A 12,923-nucleotide genomic window follows, 5' to 3' on the forward strand; every position below is an offset into this window, starting at 1 on the left:
CTGACTGGAGAACTCAGTATGAAAACCTTGGTGGTCGTGACCCATCCCGATATGGCGAACTCGGTGGTCAATAAACGTTGGCTGGAGGAACTGCGCCGCTATCCGGCGCTGTATACCGTGCACGAACTGCATCAGGCCTATCCGGACTGGCAGATCGACGTCGCCAAAGAACAGCAGTTGATTGAAGCGCATGACAACATCGTGCTGCAGTTCCCGATTTACTGGTTCAGCAGCCCGCCGCTGCTGAAAAAATGGCTGGACGACGTGCTCACCTACGGCTGGGCCTACGGTTCCCGCAGCGGCTATAAGATGCAGAACAAGAAACTGGCGCTGGCGGTCACGGCGGGCGTGCGCGCAGAAGATTACGCGCGTGAAGGGCGTTATCGCTACTCGCTGGAGGAAATCTTCCGGCCGTTTGAAGTCACCGCCGGTTACGTGCGGGCCGACTATGCTTCGTTCTTTGCCTTTTACGGCAAGGAAGCCGCTTCGGACGGGGCGGCAGAGCAGGTTCAGCAGCACGAGCTGGACAGCAGCGCGCAGGGCTATCGGGCATTTCTCGCTGCCCTGAATTAACGACACGCCCCTGATGCGCCTGATAGTGCTGTTGCGAATGTCCGGGGAGGAATATGATTACCGTCTCCTATGACTCGCCGGTGATAACCCCATGCCTTCGGCCGAAACGTTTATTGCTTTTCTTGTTGCACTCACCCTCCTGGAACTGTCTCCCGGACCGGACATGATGCTCACGCTGGCCCGGGGTATCGGCCAAGGCCGCCGTATCGCGCTGCTCAATGTTTTCGGCATGGTTTTTGTCGCCGGCATGGTGCAGGTTTCCATGCTGGTGCTCGGTCTCGCCACCTTGCTGCATACTTATCCGCTGGCGTTGGACGTATTGCGTTGGGTTGGAGCCGCCTATCTGGTCTGGCTGGGGATAAAAATGCTGAAGGTAAGCCGGCAGCGTTCCGATGCCGCACTGAAACCCCGGATGATGACCGGGTGGCAGGCGGTGAAAGAAGGGGCGATTAACAGCCTGACCAACCCTAAGTCGCTGCTGTTCATGTTTGCTTTTCTGCCGCAGTTTGTTAACCCAGAAAACGGGCCGGTTTGGTTGCAATTGCTCGTTTTAGGTTCCATTCAGAAGCTGGCCGGGATCCTTTCACTGGGCTCTGTCGCGATGGCCTCCGGCACCGTGGGGCAATGGCTCGCCCGCAATCCCCGTTTGTTGGTCTGGCAGCAGAGATTTACGGGCGTGGTCATGATGGGATTGGGCGCCAAACTCCTCCTTGGGGGCGGCGCTGTGTCAGCGCCGCGATAAGGGGAGCGGCTCGCGCTATTTCAGGTGAATGCTAAAGCCGTCTTGCCCCGGCGCCAGATGGGCTTTCAGCGTCAACTGCGGGATCAGGTAGTCACCGGCGTTTTGCCGCCGAAACGGAATCGGCTCGGTGCGCCACAGGTTATCGAGCCGCTGTCCGAGCTGCTCGCACAGTTCGGCAAAGCGCGTCTCGTCGGTCTTACCGGCGCGGTAGGTGACGAACGGCGGCAACACCTCGAAACCGGGGTAATACAGCATGCCGTGCTGGATCGGAAACAGAATATCGTCGATCGGCCCGTTGATGCCGCGCGGGGCGTAATGGGATCCCCACCCGCCGGCGCTGACGATCAGCATCGCCCGTTTGCCCGCCAACATACCCTCGCCATAACGGTCGCCCCAATGGGTATCGGAATGTTCACCGACGCCGTAGGCAAAACCATAGGCATAGACGCGATCGACCCAACCTTTCAGGATCGCCGGCATCGAGAACCACCACAGCGGAAACTGCAGCAGCACCGCGTCCGCCCAGCGCAGCTTTTGTTGCTCCCGTTCGATGTCGGCGCTCTGCACGCCGCTGGCGTACGCACGCTTCGAATCCAGCGAAGGATCGAAACGGGGCCCTGATGCGCCTTCCAGGCTGTCGTCGGCGTCGATCGCCGCTTTCCACTTCATGGCGTACAGGTCTGACACCTGGACCTGATGGCCGGCCTGCGTCAGGCGTTCAACGGCGAAGTTTTTCAGTGAGCCAGTCAGCGACTGCGGCTCTGGGTGGGCGTAAACAATCAATACATTCATAACAGCTCTCCTTGGGGTGAGAGCTGCAGGTTAGGGCGTTAGTAGGTATATTAGAAATGAATTACCGTTATCCCAGGTATAACTATGAATAATTTAAGACGACTGGATCTCAACCTGCTGGTGACGCTCGACGCGCTGCTGGCGGAGAACAACGTCACGCGCGCGGCGCAGCGGCTCAATTTCTCTCAGCCGGCGGTCAGCGTGCATCTCGCCAAACTGCGGGCGATCTTTGACGATCCGCTGCTGCTGCCTGGCCCGCGCGGCATGCGTCCGACCGCCAGAGCGGAGCAGCTGCGGGAACCGTTACGCCAGGCATTGGCGGCGCTCGAGTTGGCGGTAACGCCGGCCACGCCTTTCGATCCTGCCGTGGCGACCGATACCTGGCGCGTTGCCGCCTTCGACTATGGCGAATCCACCATCGTGCTGCCGGCGCTACAGGGTTTGCGAACCGCGGCGCCCGGCACCCGACTGGCGGTGCTGGAAATCGCGCCGGCACGTCTCGCCAAACTGGCGGAACAGGGAGAGATCGATCTGGCGTTTCACACCCGCGAAGGCGCGCCGCCCGGTCTGCGTCAGCGCACGCTGTTCAGTGAACGCTATGTGCTGGTGGGCAGAGTCGGCCACCCCAAGCTGCATGAAAACCTGACGCTGGCGCAATTTTGCGAACTGGAGCAGGTGATGGTCTCGCCGGACGGCGGCGGTTTCTACGGCATCACCGACCAGGTGCTGGCGGACGTGGGGCTGACGCGGCGCGTGGTGCTTTCCGTGCCGCATTTTCTATTTGTGATCTCGGTACTGACGCAGTCCGATTTGGTGGCGATGTTGCCGGAGCGGCTGGTGCGCAACCAGCCTCTATTGCAGCAGATCACGCCGCCGCTGGCGGTGCCGGGTTTTGAAATGACCATGCTGTGGCACGAACGATCGCATAGAGATCCCGCTCACCGGTGGCTGCGCGAACATATCGTGCGTTCAGTGTGAGCGGAAACAGCGCGGGAAATTACATGAACAGGAAGCGGTCGGCCAGCGGAACACCACGCTCAAGGCGCGGTGGCAACGCGTCGTCACGATCGTCAGGCTGGGCAGCCTGCGGCGCGGTGTCTTCGGCTTTTTCGATCATCAGCTCGCCGAGCAGGGCCAGAAAACGAGTGATCTTTTGCATATTCCCTCCGGGCAATGATAAACCTGAGGATGATAGTAATCGCCGCCTAACCGAATGGGAAAAACTTAAAACTCATATCCTAAGAACCGGATCGCATATCGCCTGACCGGGCGACGGTTACCCATCGCCCGGTGAATAGCTTAGAAGGTGACGTTAACCTTGGCCCACAGGGTGCGGCCCGGTTCATTCACCGCGCTGTTGGCCGAATAGCCGAAGGCGCTGTTGCCCGCCAGGTTGAGGTGCTCGCTGTAGGTCTTGTTCAGGATGTTATCCAGACCGGCGCTCAGCTTGACGTTTTTATTCACCTTGTAGGCGGCGTTGGCGGAGAGCACGCCGAAGCCGGCGCTTTCGGCAAAGTCTTTGCCCACCACGTTGCCTTCGTTGATCGCCACGCGGTTTTGGCTGCTGACCAGACGCCACAGGCCGGTGCCGCTCCAGTCGCCGTACTCGTAGGTCAGCCCCAGGCGCGCTTCCAGCGGCGGGATCTGCGGCAGCGGGCGGCCGTCGCGGGTGTTTTTACCCCAGGAGTAGGCCAGGCTGGCGTCGGTTTTCCAGTGTTCGCTCAGCTGGTAGCCCATGCCCATTTCGCCGCCCATGATGTTGGCGTTGACGTTGTCGGCCTGGCTGAGGCGCGCGTTGTGCGGATCGTATTTGAACAGGATGAAATCATCGACGCGGCCCAGGTAAGCGGAGACCCAACCATTGAAGCGCTTGCCGTTATACTGCGCGCCGATATCAAGCTGCGTGGTTTTCTCGCTCTTGACGCTGGAGAACGGATCCTTGCTGCCGTTCGGGCCGAGCTTCGGCGAGAACAGCTCCCAGTAATCCGGGAAACGCTCGGTATAACCGACGCCGGCATACAGCATCAGCGGCAGCTCGGCCAGCGTGTGCTCAAGGCGCATAAAGCCGCTCGGCAGGGTGTCGGAACGCTCCGCATCGCCGCCGTTGCGGAAGTTCTCCACCAGGGTGCGATCGAGACGCGCGCCGCCGATCAGCTTATCCTGCTCGCTGGTGGACCAGGTCAGTTCGCTGAAGGCGCCGTAGCTGTTGAACTGGGCGTCTTTTTCCCAACTGCCGCGGCTCATGCTGCGGTGGGTGTTGGTTTGGGTGTCCAGGCCGCTTTCCAGCTTCACGTCCTGCCACTGCCAGGTGCCCATCACGCGGCCGCCGACGGTGCGGCGATCGAGCTGCATCGTCATGCCGGAGGACATCATATGCCCGCCATGACCGCCCATGCTCATGCCGCCATGGCCGCCGTGCCCACCCATGCCGCCGCTGCCCGGCGAGCGCAGGGTGACGTTGTCCATCACGTGGTTGGCGTAGTTGTAGTAGACCTGCGCTTCCAGCTTATCCAGCACCTCGCCGATGTTGGATTTTTCCACCCGCATGCCCAGGCTTTCGCGCTTGAACTGCGAACCGTCCATGCTGCGGCCGGCATAGCGCGCTTCGCCGTTGCCGCGGCCCATGGTCACTTCCAACAGCGTATCGTTGTCCGGCGTCCAGCCGAGCGCCAGATCGCCGTTCCATTTGTCCCAGCGCGACGGCACGCGCGTATGGGTGCCGTCCTGATAATCGTTGGCGCGGGATTTGTTGGCCATCACCCGCAGATAACCTTGTTCGGCGCCGAGGCTGGCGTCGATATTCTCGTCCCAGCGGCCGTTGGAGCCGGTCAGCACGCTGGCGCTGCCCTTGATGCCCGGCTTGTCGAAGCGCGGGCGTTCACGTTCGAAACGCACGGTGCCCGCCGACGATCCCGGCCCCCACAGCACCGTCTGCGGCCCTTTGGTGATGATCAGCAGATCGAAACTTTCCGGCGAGATGTAAGAGGTGGGCGCATCCATTCTCGATGGGCAGGCGCCCAGCATTTCCGAACCGTCGGTGAGGATCTTCAACCGCGAACCGAACATGCCGCGGAACACCGGATCGCCGTTGGTGCCGCCGTTGCGGATCTGAGAAAAGCCGGGAATGGTTTTCAGATAGTCCGAACCGTCACTGGCGGGCACCGGCTGGCGCGGAGTTTTCGGTGACGTCACGATGGTTAGCGGAGAGTAGAGTGGTGCGGTGACGGTGATCACGTCGCCATCATTAACCTGTGTGTCGGTAGGGTGCTGATGCGCCTGCGCCGCGTGGCCGGCCAGCAGGAACAGCGGCATGGCGGTGGTAATGGCGCGGGTGGCGGCGTTCTTTTTATAAACGGGTTTAAACATCATCTTTCCTTAAGCTAACTTTTTCCGTTCTTGGCCGAGGGATTATTCAGGCGTGGGGAGGCCTGGCGAAAATCACCATCGGTAAATACGGGGGGTTAATTCCCTGAACGTGGAAATAACCGGGCTAATAATGTCGTCTCGATGATTAACCATTGGGCGAATTAATTCCGCCGGGTTGAAGCGATCAACGGCAATACAGAGAACGGCAATGGGCTTATTGTTAAATCAGAGGAAAGAGACGGGCGGCGCGCGCGGCTGTAATTCGGTGTGAACGACGTGGGCAAACAGGGGAACGAGATAGTGGATCGGCGGCGGGCGTGAAGCCAGCGGCAGGGACCAGAACAGCGGGGCGTGGCTCACGTCCAGCAGCGGCGCATGCAACAACAGCACGCAGTAGCCGCAGGCGCTGTCGTCCATCATCATCGCCATGTTGTGGTGGCCGCCGCCGTGCTGCATCAGCGGCTGCGCGGCTTTTTCAGGTTCAGGCGACGGCGAGTGCATCTCGTGATGTATCGGCATATCCATGCCGCAATCCGCCATGACGGCCGTTCCAGCACTTCCGGCGCGTACATGCTCCAGGGATCGCGAGATCACCGGCGCAATGAACAACATCAGAATGGCAAACATCCCTAACCAGGCGGCGGCCCGATTTCGCGATGCATGGGGCTGAATTAACGACACAATCGACCTAAAAAAGGGTTAACACAGGGTAGGGAATTGTACTGGTTTATGTCGAAATGTTAAAACCTTTTATTTCTGGTCAACGGCCTGTTGATGAATATATTATCGGATAAGCGCGTTAATTTTGGCCAAAGGCTATTTTTACTGCGCCAATAACATAACGGGGAAAATATTAATGACGGAAGAACTGGCGAGCACGATTATTCCGCTTTATGACGAACATGCCGCCGCCTGGGAACGCCTCAGACCCACCACGCTGTTTGAGCGGCCGTGGCTCGACCGCTTTTTACAGCTTACCCCGGCCAATGCACGGCTGCTCGATCTCGGCTGCGGCAATGGCGCGCCGATCGCCGCCTATTTTATTGAACAAGGGTATCGAGTCACCGGCATCGACGGTGCGCAGGCGATGATCGCACGCTGCCGGCAGCGTTTTCCACAGCAGGAGTGGCGGCAGATGGATATGCGCCAGCTGAATCTGGCGACAAGATTCGACGGCCTGCTGGCCTGGGACAGCTTCTTCCATTTGGCGCGCGACGATCAGCGCCGCATGTTTCTACTGTTCAGACGGCACGCCAAGCCGAATGCCGCACTGATGTTCACCAGCGGCCCTGCAGACGGCGTGGCGATCGGCAATTTCGAAGGCCAGCCGCTGTTTCACTCCAGCCTGGCGCCGGAGGAGTATACGCGCTTGCTGCAAGAGAACGGCTTCCGCGTGGTCGATCATGTGGTGGAAGATCCCGCCTGCGGGGGAAGAACGGTCTGGTTGGCGCAAAGCATTGAGTGACAATGTCACGTGCAGGTTCTTCGGAACCTGCACGTTAACGTTATTTAGCGCTGACGCGCCAAACTGTGTTGCCCACATCATCCGCAATCAGCAGGGCGCCAGCCTTATCGACCGCTAATCCAACCGGTGCGCCATAGAGTTCCTTCTCGTCGTCGGAGACAAAGCCAGTGACCACCGCTTTGAGTTTACCGACCGGCTTGCCTTGTTCAAACGCCACGTAGCTGACCCGGTAGCCGTTCAGCGGCGAGCGATCCCAGCTGCCGTGCTCGCTGACAAAGGCGCCGCCGCGATAGTCGGCCGGCAGAGCGCTCGCGGTGTAGAACAGCAGCCCCAGCGGCGCGACGTGCGAGCTGAGGGCGTAGTCCGGCTTGATGGCTTTCGCCACCAGATCCGGCCGCGCCGGCTGCACCCGACGATCGACGTGCTGGCCGAAATAGCTGTAAGGCCAGCCGTAGAAGCCGCCGTCCTGCACCGAGGTCAGGTAGTCCGGCACCAGATCGGCGCCGATCTCGTCACGCTCGTTGACAATCGCCCACAGCTTGCCGCTGTGCGGTTCCCACTGCAGCCCGGTCGGATTGCGCAGGCCGCTGGCGAAGATGCGGCTGGCGCCGGAGGCGGTGTCCACTTCCAACACGGCGGCGCGCCGGTACTCTACGGCCAGGCCATTTTCGGTGATGTTGCTGTTGGATCCAACGCCGACATACAGCTTTTTACCGTCCGGGCTGGCCAGCAGGGCCTTGGTCCAATGATGGTTGATGGTGTCCGGCAGATCGGCCAGCTCTTTACCCGGATCGCTGATGTGCGTTTCGCCCGGCTGATAAGCGTACTGCATGATATTGCCGGTGTTGGCCACATACAGGGTGTTGCCAATCAGCTGAACGCCGAACGGAGAATCGAGCCCCTCGAGGAAGACATGCTTTTCCCAACTGCCGTCGGCGGTTGGGCGCAGCAGGGTGATGCGGTTACCGCCTTTTCCCCCTTTACCTGACTTGCCCTTAACCAGCCCGGCGATCAGCTGCTTGGGGGTGCTGACCGCTTCGGTGCCCGGCCCGTTGGCCTCCACCACCAAAACATCGCCGTTGGGCAGGGTAAGCAACTGACGCGGGTGCAGCAAACCGTCTGCCACCTTGTCAATTTTTAAGCCTTCGGCGACTTTCGGCATCTGGTTTTGCTGCCAGCCCACGCCCTTTGGCACCTGCATCGGCGGCATCAGGAAGTCTTGCGCCGCCGGCAACGCCGGATCAGGCCCCATTTGTTGTTCCGGCGAAATGACGGCGCTGTTATCGCAGCCGGCCAGCGCCAACACGGCCGAAAGCGCAATCGCGATGGATGATAGCTTCATGAAAACCTCCTTATTTTGCGCGGGCGCTCACGGCCAGCAGAATGTTGGCGAAGCTCAGCAGCGCGACCACGATCGCAGACAGCACCAGGCCTTGCGGCACCACGGCATACGCATCCCGGCTATGCACGAAAGCGTTGATAATGGCGAGAACGATGGCCAACAGATTCAGCCAGAAATGGAGCTTGACCGATGAGCCCTGTAGCCGGCCGCTGCCGAACCACACCTGCACCAGGTTAATCAGCCGGGGAATAATGGCAAAAATCAGGCCGATGGCGATCAGCCAACTGGCACCATTGACCCATTGAATATTCGCCGTGCAGGCATAGATGATGTCGAAAATGAGCGCCGCGGTAAAAAATCCGTAGGGTATCGGATTGAGCCATTCATAGACGGCCACCGCGGCCGCTGAAGGCCTTGCTGTCGTTTGCGTGGTCATACGGTTATCTCCATGAAAAATGATAGATAAAAAAGGCGTTGGCCCCTTAAAGCTTTGTTCAGATTCACCGATTTGAACAATTTTGATTCTCATTTTTAGCATGCGATGTTAAAACCGAAACCATCACTTCGGCATTATCAATGGCTTAGCAATATCAGGAGGCAGGGCATGAGCATAGAACGCGTTCAGCGTTTTCTGGCCGAGCACGCACCGGAGACGACGGTGACGGTGCTGGCAAAGAACACCGCAACGGTGGCGCTGGCGGCAGAAGCCTTTGGCGTGGAGAGCGGGCAGATCGCCAAGACGCTTTCGTTTCGCGTTAACGACGATGTGGTGCTGCTGGTAATGGCGGGAACCGCCAGAATCGACAACAAGAAGTACAAGCAATTCTTTGGCGTAAAGGCACGCATGCTGCCGACGGAGGAGGTGGAGGCGCTGACCGGCTATCCGCCCGGCGGCGTTTGCCCCTTTGCCGCTCCGGCAACGGTGAGAGTTTACTGCGATCGCAGCCTGTGCAGCTACAGTGAAGTGCTTCCGGCAGGCGGCAGCGATAACTCAGGCGTGAGAATTGCGCCGCAGCGGCTGGCCAGCATCACCGGAGCAGAATGGATTGACGTGACGGGGTAACTTTAAGTGACTATGTCACAATTGCGTTATGTTAAATCCAATGCATTACCTCGTGATTAATATGCTGTTTTAACTGGAAAAATCACTAGTCCATCGGATTGTGGCAAACTGCCTCGATATTATGGCCATCCGGGGCGATCACAAATGCCGCATAGTAGTGGGCATGGTAATTGGGCCGTAAACCGGGCGCGCCATTGTCTTTGCCGCCGGCTTTTAGCGCGGCGTGGTAGAACGCATCGACCTGCTCACGGCTGCTTGCGACAAATGCCAGGTGTAGGTGCGCCGGCTTTTCGTCGGTTTGAAACAGGCACAATGACACATTACCCCGATCGGGACAAAGTTCGACGCCATAGCCGGGCTCGCCTTCAGCAACGATTTTTACGCCCAGCGGCGCCAGCGCATTGAGGAAAAACGCTTTGCTGAGGGCAAAGTCGCTGACGCCAAATTTCACATGATCAAACATGGAGAGGCTCCTGGAGCGAGGAAGAATGTTTCCATTCAGTATAGCCAACGCCGTGGTGGGCGCCGAAAGCAATGAAACGCGCGCCAATGCGCATTTGGCGTGCAAATACTGCCCGCTTAAATGACGCGTTTGGGAGAAATCTGCAGTATCGTAGCCGCCACATTTTATCAGATTTCACGTAGCGCGATCAAAAAAGCAGGGGGTTTTTGGCCAATACCGGCAGGTATACGCCATTGGAAACCATGCCCGGTCATCATTATTGGAGTGGAAAATATCAGCGCGCATCATCACGATCCCAACGATTGATATATTGCTGGAGGTTGAAAGTCTGCCGGCGTTGGATAGCTTGAATGACAGGATGCGTGACATGGGATATACGCCGCGTAGCGAGAACGGCATTGCCTGCAGGCGTTACGACATCAAGGGAAACGGCAAACGCACGCATCACGTGCATGCATTTATTGCGGGAAGTGAACAGGCGATCGGGCATTTGGCGTTCAGAGATTATCTGCGCAAGCATTATGATGTTCTCAGCAATACAGGGCAATCAAATACCAGGCAGCAGAAGGCTGCCGGCATAATCCACATACCTGCATCTAGGTGCGCATAATGTATATTATGTTAAATTGAATCACTGGAGACGTACCGGGTTTAGCCCTGCACATTATCTCCCGCCTCACCTTCAACGCTATCCATCCCTCTGACATCCCGTTTTACCGCCAGGCTTACTGCCACTAGGCCGCTTTTAAATGCAATCACTCATCAGTCGGCGTGCCTTGATGAAACCGCATTTGCCAACCTGCCTTGGCTGTCAGAAGCCAAATCGATGAACGTTCGGTGCAACGAACGGCGTGGCCCTGCGCATCACGCTGAAAACTTTTATACGTCAGCAACACGGCGCCTTTGCTGATTTGCGCCAGCTTAAAACCTTCGGCAAAAATCTGCGGATGTTCAGTTTCCATTTCCAGCGCCGCAACGGTTTGGCGTTTGTCATAACGCAGCCCTGAACGACCAATCTCTTCAAAGTCTTCATGCAGCAATGCCGCGACGCGCCGCGGATCGCGGCGCACCATTGGCCGATGCAGTTCAACTTCAAGCATCTGGATTAGATTCAGCAACTCTGCAAAACAGGTCAAAATGCCCTCTTTTTTGATCGCGCTACGTAAAATCTGGAGACAAGAAACTCACACAGGGTCAGATTTGAGTTGATGTGACTCCTGCCATAACGGTTGAAAATCAAACCTGACATTGCTTATTTTAAACCATTACTATAAATTAAACGTAATATCAATTTTTTGGCGAATGGAATCATGCCCGATCGGTCACTACTCTTTTTTTATGGTTTAGTCTTTGTTGCATTAATTTATTTTATAGTGAAGTTCAAGAAGGAAATAAAAAGCAAAGATGGGTTGATAAATATATCCTTCTCTCTAGTTATCGGCATTGTTATAATTTTCTTATTAAATTCAGACCTTTCTGGCACTAGCATTCTGATTGCCATATTTTCTTTTATTGCAGCAGGCTTTTTTTCTTTATGTGTTGCCATCTTAATCAAGGATGTATACTCAACGAAAAAGTATATATTAGCTGCCATAAAGCGAATAAAAACGGAAAACTCAATTGATTTCAAAGAAATGCCAGAATTCAAAAGCGACATTTTTTGCTATAAAAAATCTTGGTATGCCGTCTACTCACCCTCTCTAAATTCACTTGAGATAGGTGTTAATGCGTTTGATGACCTACCTGTCATTGGTAAAAAATTCACCGTGCGAACGTTGTCTAAACGCGCAGTTACATTCGTTCCGGAAGCAATCCCTAATGAAATCAATGATGATACTGAACTATTCGGCCAGCTGGTAATGTTCTGTGAAATATCTGCAAAAAATCAGATTTTGGCAGAAAATTATATTGAAGCCATAAAAAATGGCTCAGCTACACCCTGGCTTATCTCAGTGCCGGATGAAACGCCATAATTTTTGCATGGCGGAAATGTTATCCGCCATGAGCTCAATCAGCGATCTGAATTCTGTCTTGCTTCACATGCGACCGCCGAACCCGCAGCTCCCCATGCCGCCAGGCGCCGTCTGCCGTGGCGCGATTGTCGATCAGGCGATTCAAGGCTTCTTCAACCAGCCGGTCGATGCGTTGGCTATAGCTGGTCAACGCCCAATTGGCTGAGCCGGCCTCATCGATATCGTCGAAGCCCACCACGGCCATCGCGGACGACGGCGCCGTTTGCCTGAGCGCTTCGAGCGCCCCCAGCGCCAGCACGTCGTTCTCGCAGAACAGCGCCTCAATCCGCTCGCTTTCCGGCGTTGCCTGCAGGTATTCGCTCATCAGCTGGAAACCGCGTTGGCGATCGTAGTGGCCGGCGGTGAGCACCCGATCCAGCCGAAAGCCGGCGGCCATCAGCCTGTCGCGGTAGCCTTCCATGCGCAGCAAATGGCTGCTTTGCGTGTCCGGCCCCTTCATGTAACCAAAGCGCCGATGCCCTTGTTCTATCAGCAGCGCAGCGATCTCTTCGCCGGCGCGGTAGCCGTCGATATTGACCACATCAATGTGTTCGCTTTCCGTATTGCGACATACCTGCACCAGCGGGATCTGATGCAGATCTTGCGCGATCGCCGCCCACTCTTTGGTTAACACCGTCGCCAGGAACAAAATGCCATCGACCTGCAGCTGATCGGCCATCGCCATCACCGCCCGGTAGTTTTCCCCCGCAGTGATGTTCAGAAGCAGCGCCATATAACCGCGAGTTTGCAGCTGTTTGGTGACCATATCGAGCATCATCATCGAATGCGGGTTCTTCATCTCGTCGATGGCCACGCCAATGATGTGCGTGCGTTTTTGCGACAGGCTGCGCGCCAGCAGGTTTGGCCGATAGCCCAGCTCGGCCGCCGCCGCCAACACGCTATCACGCGCGCTGTCCGAGATCGACGCGCCGGGCGTAAAGGCGCGCGATACCGTCCATTTAGAGACGCCAGCCTTTTCGGCGACGTCGCTGGCGGTGGCTTTGTGGTGTTTTTTCATGGTTGCGTCGATCCCTGCTTCGGTGAAGTTAAACTATACCCTGCTCGCTCAGATCCCCTAAGCGCCTGCCGGCATATCTGCTGCAAT

The 12,923-nt window shown here is 57.2% G+C and carries 16 protein-coding genes; 7 read left to right on the forward strand and 9 right to left on the reverse strand.

All coding sequences use genetic code 11. The features are described 5' to 3' along the window. Positions 1-18 precede the first annotated feature (18 nt). Complete coding sequence (locus tag AC2CGQ_RS07245) at positions 19-573, forward strand: NAD(P)H-dependent oxidoreductase (protein ID WP_033633026.1); 555 nt, start codon at positions 19-21, stop codon at positions 571-573. Positions 574-664: 91 nt separating this feature from the next. Continuing rightward, a complete protein-coding gene (locus tag AC2CGQ_RS07250; protein ID WP_099982074.1) occupies positions 665-1,315 on the forward strand; it encodes a LysE family translocator in 651 nt (216 codons plus the stop codon). A 15-nt stretch (positions 1,316-1,330) separates the two neighbouring features. Here AC2CGQ_RS07250 and AC2CGQ_RS07255 read toward each other — a convergent pair whose 3' ends face one another. Beyond that, on the reverse strand, positions 1,331-2,107 hold the full coding sequence (locus tag AC2CGQ_RS07255; protein WP_172574733.1) for an NAD(P)H-dependent oxidoreductase: 777 nt from the start codon (positions 2,105-2,107) through the stop codon (positions 1,331-1,333). 84 nt (positions 2,108-2,191) lie between these two features. On the opposite strand from AC2CGQ_RS07255, the gene AC2CGQ_RS07260 reads away from it, so the two are divergent. Continuing rightward, positions 2,192-3,085: a LysR family transcriptional regulator gene (locus AC2CGQ_RS07260; protein WP_172574732.1), complete on the forward strand. Its 894-nt coding sequence runs from the start codon at positions 2,192-2,194 to the stop codon at positions 3,083-3,085. A gap of 19 nt (positions 3,086-3,104) precedes the next feature. Here the strand turns inward: AC2CGQ_RS07260 and AC2CGQ_RS07265 are convergent, their stop codons facing one another. The 3 genes from AC2CGQ_RS07265 to AC2CGQ_RS07275 form a co-directional block, all read right to left on the reverse strand. Beyond that, positions 3,105-3,266: a hypothetical protein gene (locus AC2CGQ_RS07265; RefSeq protein WP_015377897.1), complete on the reverse strand. Its 162-nt coding sequence runs from the start codon at positions 3,264-3,266 to the stop codon at positions 3,105-3,107. A 140-nt stretch (positions 3,267-3,406) separates the two neighbouring features. Then, positions 3,407-5,473, reverse strand: coding sequence for a TonB-dependent copper receptor (locus AC2CGQ_RS07270; protein WP_277496893.1), 2,067 nt, complete (start codon positions 5,471-5,473; stop codon positions 3,407-3,409). A 225-nt stretch (positions 5,474-5,698) separates the two neighbouring features. Further along, positions 5,699-6,100, reverse strand: a complete 402-nt coding sequence (locus tag AC2CGQ_RS07275) for a DUF2946 domain-containing protein (protein WP_166445120.1) — start codon at positions 6,098-6,100, stop codon at positions 5,699-5,701. A gap of 229 nt (positions 6,101-6,329) precedes the next feature. On the opposite strand from AC2CGQ_RS07275, the gene AC2CGQ_RS07280 reads away from it, so the two are divergent. Beyond that, positions 6,330-6,938, forward strand: a complete 609-nt coding sequence (locus AC2CGQ_RS07280) for a class I SAM-dependent DNA methyltransferase (RefSeq protein ID WP_015377894.1) — start codon at positions 6,330-6,332, stop codon at positions 6,936-6,938. Positions 6,939-6,978: 40 nt separating this feature from the next. On the opposite strand, the gene AC2CGQ_RS07285 is transcribed toward AC2CGQ_RS07280, so the two are convergent. Together AC2CGQ_RS07285 and AC2CGQ_RS07290 are read right to left on the reverse strand one after the other, a co-directional pair. Then, the gene (locus AC2CGQ_RS07285; RefSeq protein ID WP_015377893.1) at positions 6,979-8,280 is read right to left on the reverse strand and encodes a PQQ-dependent sugar dehydrogenase; all 1,302 of its coding nucleotides are present in this window, start codon (positions 8,278-8,280) and stop codon (positions 6,979-6,981) included. A 10-nt stretch (positions 8,281-8,290) separates the two neighbouring features. Next, complete coding sequence (locus tag AC2CGQ_RS07290; RefSeq protein ID WP_021503704.1) at positions 8,291-8,716, reverse strand: DUF2231 domain-containing protein; 426 nt, start codon at positions 8,714-8,716, stop codon at positions 8,291-8,293. 168 nt (positions 8,717-8,884) lie between these two features. Between AC2CGQ_RS07290 and AC2CGQ_RS07295 the strand changes: the two genes are divergently transcribed. Further along, positions 8,885-9,343: a YbaK/EbsC family protein gene (locus AC2CGQ_RS07295; RefSeq protein ID WP_172574730.1), complete on the forward strand. Its 459-nt coding sequence runs from the start codon at positions 8,885-8,887 to the stop codon at positions 9,341-9,343. Positions 9,344-9,428: 85 nt separating this feature from the next. Here the strand turns inward: AC2CGQ_RS07295 and AC2CGQ_RS07300 are convergent, their stop codons facing one another. Further along, positions 9,429-9,806, reverse strand: a complete 378-nt coding sequence (locus tag AC2CGQ_RS07300; protein ID WP_033633031.1) for a VOC family protein — start codon at positions 9,804-9,806, stop codon at positions 9,429-9,431. A 259-nt stretch (positions 9,807-10,065) separates the two neighbouring features. Between AC2CGQ_RS07300 and AC2CGQ_RS07305 the strand changes: the two genes are divergently transcribed. Further along, positions 10,066-10,416 (forward strand): GrpB family protein, encoded by a 351-nt coding sequence (locus AC2CGQ_RS07305; protein ID WP_254071075.1) that lies wholly within the window; start codon positions 10,066-10,068, stop codon positions 10,414-10,416. 145 nt (positions 10,417-10,561) lie between these two features. Here AC2CGQ_RS07305 and AC2CGQ_RS07310 read toward each other — a convergent pair whose 3' ends face one another. Further along, on the reverse strand, positions 10,562-10,942 hold the full coding sequence (locus AC2CGQ_RS07310; protein WP_033633032.1) for a nuclear transport factor 2 family protein: 381 nt from the start codon (positions 10,940-10,942) through the stop codon (positions 10,562-10,564). A 174-nt stretch (positions 10,943-11,116) separates the two neighbouring features. Here AC2CGQ_RS07310 and AC2CGQ_RS07315 point away from each other — a divergent pair, with 174 nt between their 5' ends. Then, the gene (locus tag AC2CGQ_RS07315; protein WP_166445118.1) at positions 11,117-11,779 is read left to right on the forward strand and encodes a hypothetical protein; all 663 of its coding nucleotides are present in this window, start codon (positions 11,117-11,119) and stop codon (positions 11,777-11,779) included. A 34-nt stretch (positions 11,780-11,813) separates the two neighbouring features. On the opposite strand, the gene AC2CGQ_RS07320 is transcribed toward AC2CGQ_RS07315, so the two are convergent. Next, complete coding sequence (locus AC2CGQ_RS07320; protein WP_033633034.1) at positions 11,814-12,836, reverse strand: LacI family DNA-binding transcriptional regulator; 1,023 nt, start codon at positions 12,834-12,836, stop codon at positions 11,814-11,816. Between the last annotated feature and the right edge of the window lie 87 nt (positions 12,837-12,923).

The organism is Serratia sp. DFXYC6, assembly GCF_057196085.1.

What these genes read in the sequence shown, in the direction of transcription:
- AC2CGQ_RS07285 (WP_015377893.1), bottom strand. Translation starts at nt 8,280, where the DNA reads ATGAAGCTATCATCCATCGCGATTGCGCTTTCGGCCGTGTTGGCGCTG.
- AC2CGQ_RS07295 (WP_172574730.1), top strand. Translation starts at nt 8,885, where the DNA reads ATGAGCATAGAACGCGTTCAGCGTTTTCTGGCCGAGCACGCACCGGAG.
- AC2CGQ_RS07320 (WP_033633034.1), bottom strand. Translation starts at nt 12,836, where the DNA reads ATGAAAAAACACCACAAAGCCACCGCCAGCGACGTCGCCGAAAAGGCT.
- AC2CGQ_RS07315 (WP_166445118.1), top strand. Translation starts at nt 11,117, where the DNA reads ATGCCCGATCGGTCACTACTCTTTTTTTATGGTTTAGTCTTTGTTGCA.
- AC2CGQ_RS07250 (WP_099982074.1), top strand. Translation starts at nt 665, where the DNA reads ATGCCTTCGGCCGAAACGTTTATTGCTTTTCTTGTTGCACTCACCCTC.
- AC2CGQ_RS07280 (WP_015377894.1), top strand. Translation starts at nt 6,330, where the DNA reads ATGACGGAAGAACTGGCGAGCACGATTATTCCGCTTTATGACGAACAT.
- AC2CGQ_RS07265 (WP_015377897.1), bottom strand. Translation starts at nt 3,266, where the DNA reads ATGCAAAAGATCACTCGTTTTCTGGCCCTGCTCGGCGAGCTGATGATC.
- AC2CGQ_RS07255 (WP_172574733.1), bottom strand. Translation starts at nt 2,107, where the DNA reads ATGAATGTATTGATTGTTTACGCCCACCCAGAGCCGCAGTCGCTGACT.
- AC2CGQ_RS07270 (WP_277496893.1), bottom strand. Translation starts at nt 5,473, where the DNA reads ATGTTTAAACCCGTTTATAAAAAGAACGCCGCCACCCGCGCCATTACC.
- AC2CGQ_RS07300 (WP_033633031.1), bottom strand. Translation starts at nt 9,806, where the DNA reads ATGTTTGATCATGTGAAATTTGGCGTCAGCGACTTTGCCCTCAGCAAA.
- AC2CGQ_RS07260 (WP_172574732.1), top strand. Translation starts at nt 2,192, where the DNA reads ATGAATAATTTAAGACGACTGGATCTCAACCTGCTGGTGACGCTCGAC.
- AC2CGQ_RS07245 (WP_033633026.1), top strand. Translation starts at nt 19, where the DNA reads ATGAAAACCTTGGTGGTCGTGACCCATCCCGATATGGCGAACTCGGTG.
- AC2CGQ_RS07275 (WP_166445120.1), bottom strand. Translation starts at nt 6,100, where the DNA reads ATGTTTGCCATTCTGATGTTGTTCATTGCGCCGGTGATCTCGCGATCC.
- AC2CGQ_RS07290 (WP_021503704.1), bottom strand. Translation starts at nt 8,716, where the DNA reads ATGACCACGCAAACGACAGCAAGGCCTTCAGCGGCCGCGGTGGCCGTC.